This is a genomic window from Streptococcus suis (genome assembly GCA_002831545.1).
In the GTDB taxonomy this organism is placed as follows: domain Bacteria; phylum Bacillota; class Bacilli; order Lactobacillales; family Streptococcaceae; genus Streptococcus; species Streptococcus suis_P.
Genome location: CP025095.1, coordinates 1,606,238 through 1,623,414, shown reverse-complemented (window position 1 = coordinate 1,623,414; position 17,177 = coordinate 1,606,238). Strand labels below are relative to the sequence as shown.

Genomic DNA, 17,177 nt, shown 5'->3' with positions numbered 1-17,177 from the left:
ATATGCAAGATTAAACAGGATAGGATGTTAGTTATGACTTGGTTTACTAATCAGTCTGTAGTTCTACAGGCTTTGCTAGGTGGTTTATTCACATGGTTTTGTACGATTGTGGGGTCTGCCGTTGTATTTTTCTTTAAGACAGTTAGTCGTCGTTTGCTAGATACCATGTTAGGCTTTGCAGCTGGTGTTATGATTGCGGCTTCTTTTTGGTCTTTATTAGCCCCATCGATTGAGTATGCTGAAAGTTCATACGGCAATCTGGCTTGGATACCAGCAGCAGTAGGTTTTGCAGCAGGTGGTATTTTTTTACGCTTGGTAGATGCCTGGGTTCCGCATTTGCATTTGGGAAATGATAAAGATAAGGCAGAAGGTGGTGGTGAGAAGGATAGAAAAAATCTATCCAAAACAGCCCTGCTCTTCTTAGCCATTACAATTCACAATATTCCTGAAGGCTTGGCGGTCGGTGTGACATTTGGTGCACTTGCTTCTAACTATAGTCCAGCAGCTTTTATCGGCGCAATCGGTCTTGCTATTGGAATTGGTATACAAAATATTCCTGAAGGGGCAGCCTTGGCTATTCCAATTCGTACAGACGGCGCATCTAGGTGGAAAGCTTTTTACTGGGGATCAATGTCAGCAATTGTCGAACCGATTGCAGCAGTCATCGGGGCTTTTGCGGTCACCTTTATGACACCTATTTTACCTTATGCCCTCTCCTTTGCGGCAGGAGCCATGATTTTTGTCGTCGTAGAAGAGCTCATTCCAGAATCGCAGACAAACGGCAATACTGATATTGCAACTCTGGGCTTAATGGCTGGTTTTATCATCATGATGATTTTGGATGTTGCCCTAGGATAATTTGTTAAAGTCTGTCGTCACAGGCTTTTTTCTTATGACAATGTCTTTAAAAATATGGTATAATGAACTGATATTAATTTAGGGAAGGTACTCTTATATGAAAGGTATTATTCTAGCAGGTGGTTCAGGTACACGCCTTTATCCTCTGACACGTGCGGCTTCAAAACAATTGATGCCTATCTATGACAAACCAATGATTTACTATCCATTGTCAACACTTATGTTGGCTGGGATTAAAGAAATTTTGATTATCTCAACGCCACAGGATCTTCCTCGTTTCAAGGATATGTTAGGAGATGGTTCTGAACTTGGAATCTCACTTTCATATGCAGAACAACCTAGTCCAGATGGTTTGGCGCAAGCCTTCATTATTGGTGAAGAGTTTATCGGTACGGATAGTGTTGCCCTTATTTTAGGTGATAATATTTACCACGGAAATGGTTTGACCAAGATGTTGCAACGTGCTGCTAGCAAAGAAAAAGGCGCGACTGTCTTCGGTTACCAAGTCAAAGATCCAGAACGTTTTGGTGTGGTAGAATTTGACGCAGACATGAATGCCATTTCCATCGAAGAAAAACCAGAGGTCCCAAAATCAAACTTTGCGGTCACTGGTCTATACTTCTATGACAATGATGTTGTGGAGATTGCTAAAAATATCAAACCGTCCCCTCGTGGTGAGTTGGAAATCACAGATGTCAACAAGGCTTACCTTGAACGTGGTGACTTGTCTGTGGAGCTCATGGGACGCGGATTTGCTTGGTTGGATACAGGTACGCATGAAAGCTTACTAGAAGCTGCTCAATACATCGAAACGGTTCAACGCTTGCAGAATGTTCAAGTAGCTAACTTGGAAGAAATCGCCTACCGCATGGGCTACATTACCAAAGAACAAGTACATGAATTGGCACAGCCACTTAAGAAAAATGAATACGGACAATACTTGCTCCGTTTGATTGGAGAAGCCTAATGACAGAAAACTTTTTCGGTAAAACACTAGCCGCTCGCCCAGTTGAAGCTATTCCAGGAATGTTAGAATTCGACATTCCTGTTCATGGCGACAACCGTGGCTGGTTCAAGGAGAACTTCCAAAAGGAAAAAATGCTGCCACTAGGCTTCCCCGAAAGCTTCTTCGCAGAAGGAAAATTGCAGAATAATGTTTCCTTCTCTCGTAAAAATGTTCTTCGTGGTCTTCACGCAGAGCCTTGGGATAAATATATCTCTGTAGCAGACGGCGGTAAGGTTTTGGGAACTTGGGTCGATCTTCGTGAAGGCGAAACCTTCGGTAATACCTACCAAACCGTTATCGATGCTTCAAAAGGTATCTTCGTTCCGCGTGGCGTAGCCAATGGTTTCCAAGTTTTGTCAGACTTCGTGGCTTACAGCTACTTGGTTAACGACTACTGGGCTTTGGAACTCAAGCCTAAGTATGCCTTCGTCAACTATGCTGACCCTAGCCTCGACATCCAGTGGGAGAACCTAGAGGAAGCGGAAGTTTCAGAAGCAGATAAAAACCACCCACTCCTCAAGGACGTTAAGCCTTTGAGAAAAGAGGACCTCTAATGTTTCAAGCCTTTTTGGAAATAGCAGAGCAGTTAAACAAGTTAGGGATCACTCCCTTGTTAATGGGCTCAGTTGGTTTAGAAAGGCGAACAGGGAGGGACTGGCAGGCAGGAGATTTAGATATTCATGTTCCAAGTGATCCACGTGGCTGGGAAGCCCCAGACGACGAACGGATTTACCGTGCAGATGAGTTGATTGCCATGATGAACCAACTCGGCTATGTCCTTGTTGATCGTCACGAACATGAATTTCATAAAGATGGCTTATCTGTTGAATTCGGAGGCCTGCATTCACTGCCTGAATTTGCTGGTGTAGAGCTAGAAGATTTGGAAGAACTAGAAACAGCTGGTGTTCGCTATTACCTACCGACGCTTGAACAATACCTAAAAACCTACCAATCCTCTTCAAAAGATTCCTACCGGGCAGAAAATAACAATCAAAAAGACTTTGCTAAGATTGCTTACTTAAAAGAAGTATTGAAGTAGTCTGGCAATCTAAGAGGGCGAGCAAAGCGAGCCAATAGCGATAGTTTCCGCCGTAGTGAAAATAGGAACCTGCATTCATAGTTCAGTACGTTCATCTAAGGCTATTTTTCCAGCTACTCATCGTTAGTTTTTTTCAGAATACAGTCAGTATTCCCTCAAAAAACTGCCTTGATTAGCGAAAAACTATCTCTTATATAAAAGCACTTCACTTGTGAATACAGGTTCCGAGATTACGTTTTACGTAATCTTGCAGGGAAATTTTGAAACCTTAGGTTCAAAATTTAGCCATGAAACCGAAGGTTTGCTGGCGTCCCCACTACCCAAGGAAACTATCAAAATAAGAAAAAATTCGGAGAAAAAAATGTCTCAATTTAAAAATATTATCGTCACTGGTGGAGCTGGTTTCATCGGTTCAAACTTTGTACACTATGTTTATAATAATCATCCAGACGTTCACGTAACTGTTTTGGATAAACTTACTTATGCTGGGAACAAGGCTAACTTGGAAGCTATTCTTGGTGACCGTGTTGAGCTGGTTGTTGGTGATATTGCAGATGCTGAATTGGTTGACAAATTGGCTGCTAAGGCAGATGCAATCGTTCACTACGCAGCAGAAAGCCACAACGACAACTCTCTCAACGATCCAAGCCCATTTATCCATACCAACTTTATCGGTACTTACACTCTTCTTGAAGCGGCTCGTAAATACGACATACGTTTCCACCATGTATCAACTGACGAAGTATATGGCGACCTTCCTTTGCGTGAAGATTTGCCAGGTCATGGTGAGGGTCCCGGTGAGAAATTCACTGCTGAAACCAATTACAACCCGTCATCACCATACTCATCAACCAAGGCTGCTTCAGACTTGATTGTAAAAGCATGGGTGCGTTCATTTGGTGTTAAAGCGACTATTTCAAACTGTTCAAACAACTACGGTCCCTACCAACACATCGAGAAATTCATCCCACGCCAAATCACCAACATCTTGGCAGGTATCAAGCCAAAACTGTACGGTGAAGGTAAAAACGTCCGTGACTGGATTCATACCAACGACCACTCGACTGGTGTTTGGGCAATCTTGACAAAAGGCCGTATGGGTGAAACTTACCTAATCGGTGCTGACGGTGAGAAGAACAATAAAGAAGTGCTTGAATTGATCCTTGAAAAAATGGGTCAACCAAAAGATGCTTACGACCACGTGACTGACCGTGCAGGACACGATTTGCGCTATGCTATTGACGCAAGCAAACTTCGTGATGAGCTAGGATGGACACCACAATTCACAGACTTCTCTCAAGGTTTGGAAGAAACTATCCAGTGGTATACAGATAACCAAGACTGGTGGAAGGCTGAAAAAGAAGCTGTTGAAGCCAACTATGCTAAGACACAGGAAGTTATTAAATAAGACTATTAAAGGCTAGGGCTCTTGCTCAAGCCTTTCTTGAAATAAGGAGCAAATATGATTTTAATTACAGGTGCAAATGGTCAGTTGGGTACAGAATTGCGTTATCTCTTGGATGAGCGTGGTGTTGAGTATGTGGCCGCTGACGTAGCAGAAATGGATATCACGGATGCAGAGAAAGTAGATGCTTTCTTTGAAGATGTAAATCCAAGTGTTGTTTACCACTGTGCAGCCTACACAGCAGTTGATATGGCTGAAGACGAGGGTAAGGAACTCAACTACAAGATTAACGTAACAGGTTCTGAGAATGTTGCCAAGGCAGTAGCCAAATACGATGCGACCCTTGTCTATATCTCAACAGACTATGTCTTCAATGGTGATTTGCCAGTCGGTCAAGAGTGGCAAGTTGATGACCAGCCAGATCCACAATCTGAATATGGTTGTACCAAGCGCTTGGGTGAGGAAGCAGTTGAGAAATTTGCTGACAAATTCTACACTGTTCGTACAGCTTGGGTCTTTGGTAACTACGGTAAAAACTTTGTTTTCACCATGCAAAATCTTGCGGAAACTCGCGATACTTTGACGGTTGTCAATGACCAACACGGTCGCCCAACTTGGACACGCACACTTGCGGAATTCATGGTGCACTTGGTGGACACCAAGCAAGCATTTGGTTACTACCATTTGTCAAACGATGCAGCAGAAGATACGACTTGGTTTGACTTCGCGACGGAAATCCTCAAGGATACCAACACCAAGGTATTGCCAGTGGATTCTAGCCAGTTCCCAGCCAAGGCAAAACGTCCATTCAACTCAACCATGAGCTTGGATAAGGCAAAGGCGACAGGTTTTGTCATCCCGACCTGGCAAGAAGCTTTGGAAGCATTCTATAAGCAAGAAAAGAAATAATCTACAGGAGATGTGTATGAAAAAGAAAGCGATTGTTAAGCCGTTGTTGACGTCAGCAATCCTTCTTGCTTTACTAGGAGGTGCTATATTACCGTACGGATCTGTTCCAGTTGTAGTAGCAGAGACAAGTCAAAGTACGACCTATCATTTAACTGATGATGAAAAAGTTGCCGTACGTGAATATATTCAAGCTAAAATGACTATCGATATGCAAGAATATAGATTGGCGTTTCTTGAGGGAATGATGGAAGAAATGGCTTCGGGTAGTGCTGAAGTTGCATGGGATGAAGAAATTGCAGACTTGAAGGCAAACTTAACAGCAGAGCAAGTTGTTGTTTTAGATGAACTCAAAGCAAATTTAATTGGTAACATAGCCCAACATTACCATTACTTATTTGAGACACTTACAGTCGCTGGAAAAAGTGGAAGAGAAGAAGCGACGGCTATAGTTTCTAAGTACGAGTCTGAAGATGATGCAAGTACTCTTGAAGTCGAGTTGGCTGCATTGAAATACGCTAGAGAAGTTATCGTTGAACTACTGAATAAAGAGTCGGTAGCGATTGATAATTATATTGCTTATGCAGAAGCAACTGGACAAGAATTAGCTGGATTGTTGGAAAGTGGAAACTCTAATTTAGAAACTATTACATCTGCAACTATAGGATATGGTCAAGCTCTTGCAACTGCTTCGCAACCAAAATTTCCGTATGACTTTTCAGAAATGGACCGACAGATTGCAGAACTAACTGCTAGTCTACAATCAAAAGTTGAGGATAAAAGTACAGCTAAGACTGAAAATACCGGGGTACAAACAAGTCAAAGCGCTACAAATGGCTCAAATGATTTGCAGACCGTTCCAGGTCAAGGGGGCGGTCAGATTTCTGATGTAGCTATAGGCAAAGGCAATATTTCTGAAGCAGGTCAGAAAAAGGTTATACCAAATGATAAAGCTAAAGTATTACCAAAAACCTCAGGGAAATCTAGTCTTCCATTAACTGTACTAGGACTCATAACAATTTTTGCTGGTTGGTTATTGACAAAGAAGCAAGAAGAAAAATAGAAGATTAGTGTAATTACATCTATTTTGAGAAATATAGTTGTTTTTACATGTGAAATACATAAAGGAGATATTTGTGAAAAAAAGAACGTTGTTATTTCTTTCTTTGTGTGCATCCGCGTTGAATGCTCAGCTTGTTCAAGCGGATATGGTAAATGCCCCATCTAGTCAAGTTTCTTCATCTCAGGTTGCTGAAACTGGCGGGCAGCTATCTGTCGTTGATGAGGCTGGTCAGATTAAAGCTATTCTGTCGAACATTCAAGGGGAAATTATTGGTGTTACAGCCCAGTTTAGCTCTGAAACAAATAGCGGCATTACTGTCACATTCTCAATGGATGAGCAGGGTAGATACGTAGCGGTTTTGGATCGGTCTGCATTTGCGGAGGAAGACCAAGTCTTTTCGCTGAAGTTAACAGCACAATTAACAGATGGAAGTTTTCAGACCTTATCAGATTATAGTTTCGAGTGGAAGAAGGATGTCGTAAGCACGGCTGAGAAGCCTACTGCTTTGAATAATAGTGATGCAACTCCGTCTAAAATTGAGGAGGAAGCAACTTCGGCTACTACAAGCTCAACAGTTAATTCTAGTTTGACAGCAGGTGCAACAAGTAGTACTTCGAATTCACTGACAAGAAGTTCTTCAAATACGATTGCAGGAAGTTCGAATGGTTCTACAAGTGTTCCAAGTGCTCGAGTCAGTACAGCTTCCAGTTCGGTCAATGTTACACAACCTACAGGCACCATCACAATTGAAAATCGTAACGATGCCCAAGGTACCTTCGATGTTCGTGTTACTAATGTTTCATCACCGAAAGACATAGCGAGTGTTATCTTACCCACTTGGTCACAGACGGATGATTTACGTTGGTATGAAGCAAAGCGTCAAGTAGACGGAAGTTATAAATTAACTGTCAATAAGAAAGATCATAAATACCGCACAGGTATCTACACGGTTCATCTATATTATAAGGATTCAAATGGTGGTTTGACAGGTGCAGGTGGAACAACGACTCATTTATCAGAAGTGAAGCCGACAGGCACCATCACAATTGAAAATCGTAACGATGCCCAAGGTACCTTCGATGTTCGTGTTACTAATATTTCATCGCCGAAAGATATAGCAAGTGTTCTCTTACCTACCTGGTCCCAGTCAGACGATATACGTTGGTATGAAGCAAAGCGTCAAGTAGACGGAAGTTATAAATTAACTGTCAATAAGAAAGATCATAAATACCGCACAGGTACCTACACGGTTCATCTATATTATAAGGATTCAAATGGTGGTTTGACAGGTGCAGGTGGTACAACGACTCATTTATCAGAAGTGAAGCCAACAGGTACCATCACAATTGAAAATCGTAACGATGCCCAAGGTACCTTCGATGTTCGTGTTACTAATATTTCATCGCCGAAAGATATAGCAAGTGTTCTCTTACCTACCTGGTCCCAGTCAGACGATATACGTTGGTATGAAGCAAAGCGTCAAGTAGACGGAAGTTATAAATTAACTGTTAATAAGAAGGACCATAAGTATCGTACAGGTACCTACACGGTTCATCTATATTATAAGGATTCAAATGGTGGTTTGACAGGTGCAGGTGGTACAACGACTCATTTATCAGAAGTGAAGCCGACAGGTACCATCACAATTGAAAATCGTAACGATGCCCAAGGTACCTTCGATGTTCGTGTTACTAATATTTCATCGCCGAAAGATATAGCAAGTGTTCTCTTACCTACCTGGTCCCAGTCAGACGATATACGTTGGTATGAAGCAAAGCGTCAAGTAGACGGAAGTTATAAATTAACTGTTAATAAGAAGGACCATAAGTATCGTACAGGTACCTACACGGTTCATCTATATTATAAGGATTCAAATGGTGGTTTGACAGGTGCAGGTGGTACAACGACTCATTTATCAGAAGTGAAGCCGACAGGTACCATCACAATTGAAAATCATAACGATGCCCAAGGTACCTTTGATGTTCGTGTTACTAATGTTTCATCGCCGAAAGATATAGCAAGTGTTCTCTTACCTACCTGGTCCCAGTCAGACGATATACGTTGGTATGAAGCTACTCGTCAATCAGATGGCAGTTATAAGTTAACTGTTAATAAGAAGGACCATAAGTATCGTACAGGTACCTACACGGTTCACTTATATTATAAGGACTCAAGTGGTGGCCTAACAGGTGCAGGTGGTACAACGACTCATTTATCAACCCCGTCGATACAGCGCTCCTACACAGTCTATATTGACCCAGGACATGGAGGGCGAGACTCAGGAGCTTCTTATGGAGGTATACATGAAAAAAATCTTGCATTGTCTGTTTCAAATAAGTTGCGTGAAAATCTCTTGAAATATGGAATCAATGTTTTGATGACCCGTACAGGTGATTATGATGTAGACTTCAAAACAGAGAGGTCACGAATGACGAATGCAAGCAACGCAGACTTATTTATTAGTATCCATTTTAATGCGACGGGAGCAGGAGTTTCGAATGCGACTGGTATCGAAACATACTGGTATCAATACGATCCGGAATACCAACCTAAAATTAATAAAGAAATGCATAATAACCCTACTCGTTTAGCTGAAAGTGAGATTTTAGCCAACAAGGTTCAGGAGAGTTTAATTAAAGAAACAGGTGCAGTTAACCGTGGCGTAAGAAGAGAAACTTTTGCAGTCCTTCGCGAGACAGCAATTCCTGCCATTCTAGTGGAGCTAGGATTTATGGATAATCCTTCGGAATTACAAGTTATCAAACAAGATTCTTATCACACTCGCCTTGCGAAAGCATTGGCACAAGGCGTAATGAATTGGTATGGTGCTGTTGAGGGAAAGTAGAAATTGCAGGTACAGGTATTGAAACAGGAAAACTTTCTAATGATCAAAAAAGTTTCATAGCTAATCTAGTACCTGCAATTGAGCAAAGTTCAAAAGCTAATTCTATCCTTTCGAGCGTCATGTTATCTCAAGCCATCCTCGAAAGTGCATGGGGAACGTCATACTTGGCGACTCATGGGAATAATCTTTTTGGCATCAAAGCGGATGCTGCGTGGACGGGTGCTACAATTGAAATCATTACCAATGAATACCGTGATGGTGAGAAGAAGCAAGAAAAGCACTTGTTTAGAAAATATGATTCATGGAATGAAAGTGTAGCAGACTATGCTAAGTTCTTTACCTCTACTCCGTGGAGAATAAAAAATTACCAGAGTTTCAGAGAGGCAACTGATTATCAACAAGCGATTCTTGCGCTAAGACAATCAGGATATGCTACTGATCCGAAATATGGTGAAAAATTACGATCAATTATCGAGAATTACAAGCTTTATCTTTTAGATAATTAAGTTTTTTGCCCAGCCTCTTTCAGGGGACAAATAAATAGCCTTGCTCAAAAACGAGCAAGGCTATTTTTATCACTCATATAGATCTGTTAGAGGTCGTTTATCAACGGCACTATTGTATTCTAGTTGTAAGTAGGTTTGGTAAAGTGATAGGCTGGATATGTCTTCAATTTGTTGGCCATTATTATCGGTATTTCCCCAGCTAGTAATGATAGGTGCTTCGATTTGCATAACACTCAAAAATTGTTGGTAAGGTGATCGAGGAAGGGCATAGTCGGATTCGGATAAAATATCCATCAAATATGGAACGAGATAGTTTGGGCTAATAGTTGTAGATTCACGTTTCTTAATATCAAAATTAGACCAAATCACAAAAGGGGTAGAATATTTAGCGGCAGGATTATTTTCATCCATAAATTGTGCGTAAAATTCTTGAGTCAAACTAGGTTGGTGATCGCCGTACATGACGATGACCGTAGGCTCTTTGTAAGTGCTAAAGAAAGTAATTAAATCAGCAAATGCTTCGTCCGTCTTCTTCATGCTGGTCAAAAATTCTGTTTCAGCTAAGTATTCAGATGTTGAACCATTAATGCTGACTTCGCGAGGATAAATTTCTTCCGTACTTGGATAGCCTCCATGTCCTTGCATGGTAACAACAAAGCTAAATAGAGGCTGGTCTCCTTTTTGGGTATAAAGTTCTTTTATTCCGTTGAACAAGAATTGATCAGATGGCCAGCCACGATCGATTGTTAGTGGTGCTAAGCTACTAATAGCAGGTTCCGAATCTAAAAAATAAGATTTATTAAACCCTAGTAGAGGATACACTGCATTGCGGTTGTAATTATTTCCGGATTGAGGATGTAGAGCTACGGTGTCGTAATTTTTATTTTTTAGATAAGTTGCGAAACTTGGACGTTCTTGTGTGATAATCTGCTGATATGGGAATAAATTAGAAGATAATAAACTGATTGGGTTACTTGTCAGAACTTCATACTCTGTATTAGCTGTTCCGCCTCCAAATACAGAAACATTTAATGTACCGTGAACAGTATTATCTGTTAAAGCATGTTGGTTTGATAGCGGATCAGGCTCCATATTTAAGCCCTGTAAGTTTGAAAAATCACTCTGTGATTCATTCTGTATAAAGATAATATTAGGTCTGATTGTTTGTCTTTCTGGTTCAGGAGAGTATTTTTCAAGAACTTCACTAAGATTGGAAGCTGAATATCCATCAGGTTCAGTTATTTTACTATCTTCATAGAAAGAGGCGAGCGAGAGTGGTAGCCCAAATTGACCGTAGGTAACGTACATTCTCCAGTAATTTAATGATATATTTGCATTAGAGACGATAGTTTTATTAATCATTGGAACGATTGTTATTAAAGTTATATAGCCCAGTAAAATTCTGCTGAAACGTTTCGGCCACTTGAAATCATAACTAGAATAAAACGTTCTAGAAGGTAGAAGTTTTGGTAAATATAATTTAGGGATAAAGAAAAAGAAGGTCAATAAAATATAAGAAAATACCATGCTTTGTAGCATTCGATTGTTGATATTAATTGCTACGCTAGAAGCTACATTTAATCCATCTGTGATTTGAAAAAGATTATAAAACAATAGAGGAGCACCACGGCTGTCAATCAAAAGTTGGTTACTTATACCAATAAATACTGAAGCAGATAGAATTAATAGGCTGGCAAATCGTAGATTAGTTGTAAAGACCAGTATTAGGTAGAGGACTCCGATAATGATTAGATTGTTCCAAAGACTGTTTGGGGAAAGAGTAGAGAATTGTGAATAGCTATTTTCAATAATAAATAATGAAAAAATGGGAACTAGAAGATAAATCACTGATAGACTAATCGTTTTGAAGGCTTTAGAGATATGACCTCGGAGTTGTTTGTATCCCAAAAGACCAAAAAATATCAGGAAAGTTAGTGCAACTAATAGCTGTTGAGTTTCCATTTTATTAAAGTTCGAATTAAATAGCACTAATTCATTGCGATATAAACGTGGAAATGTAAAAGTAGTGAATATATATTGAGTGATTAATAATATTGTTAAGATGCTGATATGTCTTCTCTTGATTCTCCATGTTGATCCATTTAAGATAAAGCATGATAGGCCTAAAGCAAGGACTATTAAGTGGAGATACCAAAATTGATTATCTTTAGTTATCCGTAAAGTATAGGGAAGTTCAATAAAGGCTAAATTTTTATATTTATCTCCAGTTGATGTGTCAACAGATTCAACCAATTGTCCACCAACTTTAATTTTTACAATAGTCGGATTTTCACTAACAAAGTATTCAAATGATAAGGTTCTTACAGAAGAGGAAGATTTAATTATGAGTGAATTTTCCTCACCTAGAGAAGAGAAATTAGGGATTAAATCAGCATCATTGATTCCCCATTGGTTTTCTATAATTTCTGATGAATGAATATAGCGTCCATTTATTTGGATGCTGTCGATTACTTGGTTTGGTTGTTCTGCGATGATTTCTATCATTCCATCATTTTTTGTAGAACCTAATTCGTTTTGAATGAGATGTGCATAGAGAAAAAAACTTCCAATCAATCCGATGGAGATTAGTATGTGAATAAACTGTTTGATTAATTTCATATTTATTAACAATTCTAAGTTTTATATTTTTATGTAAAAGCCAGTACATATTATATCAAATTTTTCTTATTAACTCAAAATTTATTTTTATCTATACTGTGGAGTTAGAGGGGTAGAAAAAGAAAAGGCTTTATAGCCAAACTAGGATAGAATTAGGAAAAAAAACTAAAAAATGGTATAATGAAAAGAACTGCAATTTGATGGAGAGGATTCATGAAACACGTTTTCAACCAATTGTCCACCAACTTTAATTTTTACAATAGTCGGATTTTCACTAACAAAGTATTCAAATGATAAGGTTCTTACAGAAGAGGAAGATTTAATTATGAGTGAATTTTCCTCACCTAGAGAAGAGAAATTAGGGATTAAATCAGCATCATTGATTCCCCATTGGTTTTCTATAATTTCTGATGAATGAATATAGCGTCCATTTATTTGGATGCTGTCGATTACTTGGTTTGGTTGTTCTGCGATGATTTCTATCATTCCATCATTTTTTGTAGAACCTAATTCGTTTTGAATGAGATGTGCATAGAGAAAAAAACTTCCAATCAATCCGATGGAGATTAGTATGTGAATAAACTGTTTGATTAATTTCATATTTATTAACAATTCTAAGTTTTATATTTTTATGTAAAAGCCAGTACATATTATATCAAATTTTTCTTATTAACTCAAAATTTATTTTTATCTATACTGTGGAGTTAGAGGGGTAGAAAAAGAAAAGGCTTTATAGCCAAACTAGGATAGAATTAGGAAAAAAAACTAAAAAATGGTATAATGAAAAGAACTGCAATTTGATGGAGAGGATTCATGAAACACGTTTTTATTATCGGTAGTCGTGGACTGCCAGCAAAATATGGTGGCTTTGAGACCTTTGTCCAACAATTGGTCAGTCACCAGCAATCTGAGAAGATTTGTTATCATGTGGCTTGTTTATCGGATACAAGTCATCGCCAACATTCAACCTACCTGGGTGCAGATTGCTTCACCATTAATCCACCAAAACTTGGACCGGCTCGTGTGATTGCTTATGATATGATGGCGATCACTTATGCCCTTAAAATCATTAAGGAACAGCAGATAGAGCGACCAATTTTCTATATCTTGGGAAATACCATAGGTGGCTTCATAGTACCTTTTGCGAAAAAGATTCACTCTGTTGGAGGTACCTTGTTTGTCAATCCAGACGGTTTGGAATGGAAACGGGCCAAGTGGGCCAAGCCAGTCCAAAGGTATCTAAAATTTTCTGAAAAGATGATGGTCAAATATGCTGATTTGATTATTGCTGATAATGAGGGAATTGAGGATTATATTCAATCTGAATACTCGGCTACCAATACACGCTTTATTGCCTATGGTACAGATTTAAGTCCGACTAAGTTAACAAAAGAATCTGAGCAAGTTCGCCAATATTTTACAAATTGGAACATTAAAGAGAAAGAATTTTATCTGATTATCGGTCGTTTTGTACCTGAGAATAACTATGTGACAGCTATTAAGGAATTCATGGCTAGTTCGACCAAGCGTGATTTAGTCATCGTTGCAAACCATGAAGGCTCTGCCTATTTTCAAAAATTAAAAGACGAGACAGGCTTAGCATCAGATAAGCGAATCAAGTTCGTAGGAACAGTGTATGACCAAGAACTGCTTAAGTATCTGCGCAAAGAATGTCGAGCTTATATTCATGGACATGAAGTTGGAGGAACCAATCCTAGTCTCCTAGAAGCGCTGGCGCAAACCAATGAAAATTTGGTTTTAGGTGTCGATTTTAACCGCAAAGTTGCCCTAGAAGGTGCTCGGTATTGGAGTAAGGAGTCAGGTAGCCTTAGTCAATTAATTAACCAAATTGATGAGAATGCTGAAGCGGTGGAATTAGGAGAAATTGCGAAAAAACACATGAAGGATGAATACACCTGGGAAAAAATCGTCCACGAGTACGAGGAATTATTTTTACAATGAAAGTAAACATACTCATGTCGACCTACAATGGTCAACAGTTCTTAGCTGAGCAAATTCGTTCTATCCAAGAACAGACTTACACAGACTGGACACTATTTATTCGTGATGATGGTTCCAGTGATCGAACTAGAGAGATTATTAAAGATTTTGTTGAACAAGATCAGCGAATTCACTTCATAGATGTTGAGACAGACGAAAATCTCGGTGTCATCAAAAGTTTTCATAGGCTAGTTCATTATGATACTGCTGATTTCTATTTTTTCAGTGACCAAGATGATGTTTGGCTGCCAAATAAACTGGAAGTTAGCCTGAAAAAAGCACAAGCCTATCCAACAAATTTGCCATTGATGGTTTATATGGACCTCAAAGTTGTCAATCAAAATCTAGAGGTTATGGCAGAAAGCATGGTAAAATCTCAATCTCATCATGCCAATACGGAATTGGTGCAAGAGTTGACTGAGAATACTGCGACTGGCGGTGTCGCCATGATTAATCATCATCTTGCTGAAATGTGGCAAGTAACTGAGGATATTTTGATGCATGATTGGTATCTGGCCCTGCTTGCGTCAGCCTTTGGAAATTTGGTATTTATTGATCAACCAGGGGAACTGTACCGCCAGCATTCTGATAATGTTTTAGGGGCTCGAACACTCTCAAAACGCTTTAAAAAATGGATTCGCCCTCATATTTTATTTGCTGTCTATTGGGATTTGATAAAAAATAGTCAAAAACAAGCCCGACACTTACTACAAATGCCTCTATCTCAGTCAAATAGAGAATTAATTGAAGCATTTGTAACCATTATGGATAAACCAATGCTTGAACGATTCAGGATTTTGAGAAAATATGGATTGAGGAAAAATAAGGCTTTCCATACATTGGTATTTACAACACTCATTATTACAAAATTTGCTTATAAGGAATAGTTATGAACTTATTGAATAGAGAAAACCAGATTCTTTTGAAAGAAATGGTAAAAACTGATTTTAAACTGCGTTATCAAGGTTCTTTGATTGGTCACCTGTGGTCAATCCTAAAACCATTGTTACTTTTTACAATTATGTATTTAGTCTTTGTACGTTTTTTGCGTTTTGATGATGGAACTCCACATTATGCAGTAAGCTTACTGCTTGGTATGGTTACTTGGAACTTTTTTACTGAAGCAACCAACATGGGAATGATGTCCATTGTTTCTCGTGGAGATTTGTTGCGTAAATTGAATTTTTCGAAAGAAATTATTGTCTTTTCTTCAGTTGCAGGAGCTGCAATTAATTACGCCATTAACTTAATGGTTGTGTTTGTATTTGCTGCTATTAACGGGGTTCCCTTTACTTGGTCCGTTTTAATTATAATCCCATTGTTTTTTGAATTGGCATTACTAGCAACAGGTATAGCTTTCATTCTATCTTCTTTATTTGTAAGATTTAGAGATATTGGTCCAATTTGGGAAGTGTTCTTACAGGCTGGATTGTATGCAACACCAATTATTTATTCATTGACATTTATTTTACAGCGTGGGCAAGTAACATTTGCTAAGTCGATGATGTTGAACCCTGTTGCACAAATTATTCAAGACTTGAGACATTTTATTGTTTATTCTGGGAATACTACAGTTAGTGAATTGATTGAAAATCCTGTTATTGTGGCAATTCCGTATATTCTTCCAGTCGTTGTTTACCTATTGGGTATAACTGTGTTTAGAAAAAATGCCAAAAAGTTTGCGGAGATTTTGTAATGGTAAAAAATAATAATATTGCTGTAAAAGTAGAACATGTTAGCAAGAGTTTTAAACTTCCAACGGAGAGTAGTCAGAGTCTAAGAACTACTTTAGTCAATTTATTTAAAGGGATTAAAGGCTACGTAGAGTATAATGTTTTGCAGGATATCAGTTTCGAAGTTGAAAAAGGGGACTTTTTTGGAATTGTTGGTCGCAATGGATCTGGTAAGTCAACACTGTTAAAAATTTTATCTCAAATATATGTTCCTGAAAGAGGAACTGTAGCTGTGGATGGTAAATTAGTTTCTTTTATTGAACTTGGTGTTGGTTTTAATCCTGAGCTAACTGGTAAGGAAAATGTATACCTAAATGGTGCGATGTTAGGATTCACTGCAGAAGAAATTGATGCAATGTATGATGATATTGTTGAATTTGCGGAATTAAGTGAATTCATGAATCAAAAGTTGAAAAACTATTCTAGTGGTATGCAGGTACGTTTAGCCTTTTCAGTTGCCATTAAAGCTCAGGGAGATATTCTGATACTTGATGAGGTTCTAGCAGTCGGTGATGAGGCTTTTCAGCGTAAATGTAATGATTACTTCCTAGAGCGTAAAAAAAGTGGAAAAACGACCATTCTTGTCACCCATGATATGGGAGCTGTGAAAAAGTATTGTAATAAAGCCCTTCTTATAGAGAAAGGATACGTCAAGGCATTAGGAGAACCTGATGATGTAGCTAATCAATACAGTTTTGATAATGTGCTTGCCTCAATAAGCGAAGTTACAGAAAACGAAGAACCTCTGCATCAGAGTGATATTGTAAAAGATTTGCAGATTAACCTGGTCTCAAAAAATCAAATTGAACCAGATGAATCAATTGAAATCGAGTTTAGATATACGGTTTTAGAAGATATTGAAACACATGTTGCATTTACATTTTTAGATTTAGAACGTCATTTTGATGTATATAACGATAATTCTATGGATTTAAAAACGTTTGGCAAAGGCGAGAAGTTTTTCCGAGTGAAATGTAAGCTACCTTCAATTAATCAGGCAAAATTAAAAATGGCGGTGTCAGTACGAAATAGTAATAAGCAGCCGTTATTATTTGCCAAGACATCTGACACACCAGCTATTTTTATTAGTAGGAAGTTTAGTACTGATAATATTGCAGAGGAAGACGCAGCAACCGGGTTTATTCAGAGAAATAGCCAATGGGAGCTGCTAGATTAACAAAATATAACGGAGGCAG

General features: G+C 38.7%; 14 protein-coding genes and 1 pseudogene. 13 read left to right on the top strand and 2 right to left on the bottom strand.

The window, feature by feature from the left end; all coding sequences use genetic code 11:
* The first annotated feature begins 33 nt into the window (after positions 1-33).
* The 9 genes from CWM22_07905 to CWM22_07865 all read left to right on the top strand — a co-directional run bounded on the left by CWM22_07905 (position 34) and on the right by CWM22_07865 (position 9,628).
* Entirely contained in the window at positions 34-858 is an 825-nt protein-coding gene (locus tag CWM22_07905) for a ZIP family metal transporter (GenBank protein AUC91820.1), read from the top strand.
* A 97-nt stretch (positions 859-955) separates the two neighbouring features.
* Positions 956-1,825, top strand: a complete 870-nt coding sequence (gene rfbA, locus CWM22_07900) for a glucose-1-phosphate thymidylyltransferase (GenBank protein ID AUC91819.1) — start codon at positions 956-958, stop codon at positions 1,823-1,825.
* Positions 1,825-2,418 carry a dTDP-4-dehydrorhamnose 3,5-epimerase gene (locus CWM22_07895; protein ID AUC91818.1) on the top strand — a complete coding sequence of 198 codons (594 nt, stop codon included), beginning with the start codon at positions 1,825-1,827 and terminating at the stop codon, positions 2,416-2,418. Before rfbA ends, CWM22_07895 begins: the two co-directional genes overlap by 1 nt.
* Positions 2,418-2,903, top strand: a complete 486-nt coding sequence (locus CWM22_07890; GenBank protein ID AUC91817.1) for a phosphoribosylanthranilate isomerase — start codon at positions 2,418-2,420, stop codon at positions 2,901-2,903. Before CWM22_07895 ends, CWM22_07890 begins: the two co-directional genes overlap by 1 nt.
* A gap of 361 nt (positions 2,904-3,264) precedes the next feature.
* Positions 3,265-4,311 carry a dTDP-glucose 4,6-dehydratase gene (rfbB, locus tag CWM22_07885; GenBank protein ID AUC91816.1) on the top strand — a complete coding sequence of 349 codons (1,047 nt, stop codon included), beginning with the start codon at positions 3,265-3,267 and terminating at the stop codon, positions 4,309-4,311.
* A 54-nt stretch (positions 4,312-4,365) separates the two neighbouring features.
* Positions 4,366-5,217, top strand: coding sequence for a dTDP-4-dehydrorhamnose reductase (gene rfbD, locus CWM22_07880; protein AUC91815.1), 852 nt, complete (start codon positions 4,366-4,368; stop codon positions 5,215-5,217).
* Positions 5,218-5,233: 16 nt separating this feature from the next.
* Positions 5,234-6,277, top strand: coding sequence for a cell surface protein (locus tag CWM22_07875; GenBank protein ID AUC91814.1), 1,044 nt, complete (start codon positions 5,234-5,236; stop codon positions 6,275-6,277).
* 37 nt (positions 6,278-6,314) lie between these two features.
* Entirely contained in the window at positions 6,315-9,122 is a 2,808-nt protein-coding gene (locus CWM22_07870) for an N-acetylmuramoyl-L-alanine amidase (GenBank protein ID AUC91813.1), read from the top strand.
* A gap of 77 nt (positions 9,123-9,199) precedes the next feature.
* Entirely contained in the window at positions 9,200-9,628 is a 429-nt protein-coding gene (locus CWM22_07865) for a glucosaminidase (GenBank protein AUC91812.1), read from the top strand.
* 69 nt (positions 9,629-9,697) lie between these two features.
* Here the strand turns inward: CWM22_07865 and CWM22_07860 are convergent, their stop codons facing one another.
* Positions 9,698-12,259, bottom strand: a complete 2,562-nt coding sequence (locus CWM22_07860) for a sulfatase (protein ID AUC91811.1) — start codon at positions 12,257-12,259, stop codon at positions 9,698-9,700.
* Between the two features lie 207 nt (positions 12,260-12,466).
* A pseudogene (locus CWM22_07855) lies at positions 12,467-12,859 on the bottom strand (sulfatase).
* 201 nt (positions 12,860-13,060) lie between these two features.
* Here CWM22_07855 and CWM22_07850 point away from each other — a divergent pair.
* The 4 genes from CWM22_07850 to CWM22_07835 are packed head-to-tail and all read left to right on the top strand — an operon-like array spanning position 13,061 to position 17,158.
* Positions 13,061-14,209 carry a glycosyl transferase gene (locus tag CWM22_07850; protein ID AUC91810.1) on the top strand — a complete coding sequence of 383 codons (1,149 nt, stop codon included), beginning with the start codon at positions 13,061-13,063 and terminating at the stop codon, positions 14,207-14,209.
* Positions 14,206-15,135, top strand: a complete 930-nt coding sequence (locus CWM22_07845; protein AUC91809.1) for a glycosyltransferase family 2 protein — start codon at positions 14,206-14,208, stop codon at positions 15,133-15,135. The genes CWM22_07850 and CWM22_07845 overlap by 4 nt, the downstream gene beginning before the upstream one ends.
* Positions 15,136-15,137: 2 nt before the next feature.
* The gene (locus CWM22_07840) at positions 15,138-15,944 is read left to right on the top strand and encodes an LPS ABC transporter (protein ID AUC91808.1); all 807 of its coding nucleotides are present in this window, start codon (positions 15,138-15,140) and stop codon (positions 15,942-15,944) included.
* Complete coding sequence (locus tag CWM22_07835; protein AUC91807.1) at positions 15,944-17,158, top strand: ABC transporter ATP-binding protein; 1,215 nt, start codon at positions 15,944-15,946, stop codon at positions 17,156-17,158. The genes CWM22_07840 and CWM22_07835 overlap by 1 nt, the downstream gene beginning before the upstream one ends.
* The last annotated feature ends 19 nt before the right edge of the window (positions 17,159-17,177 follow it).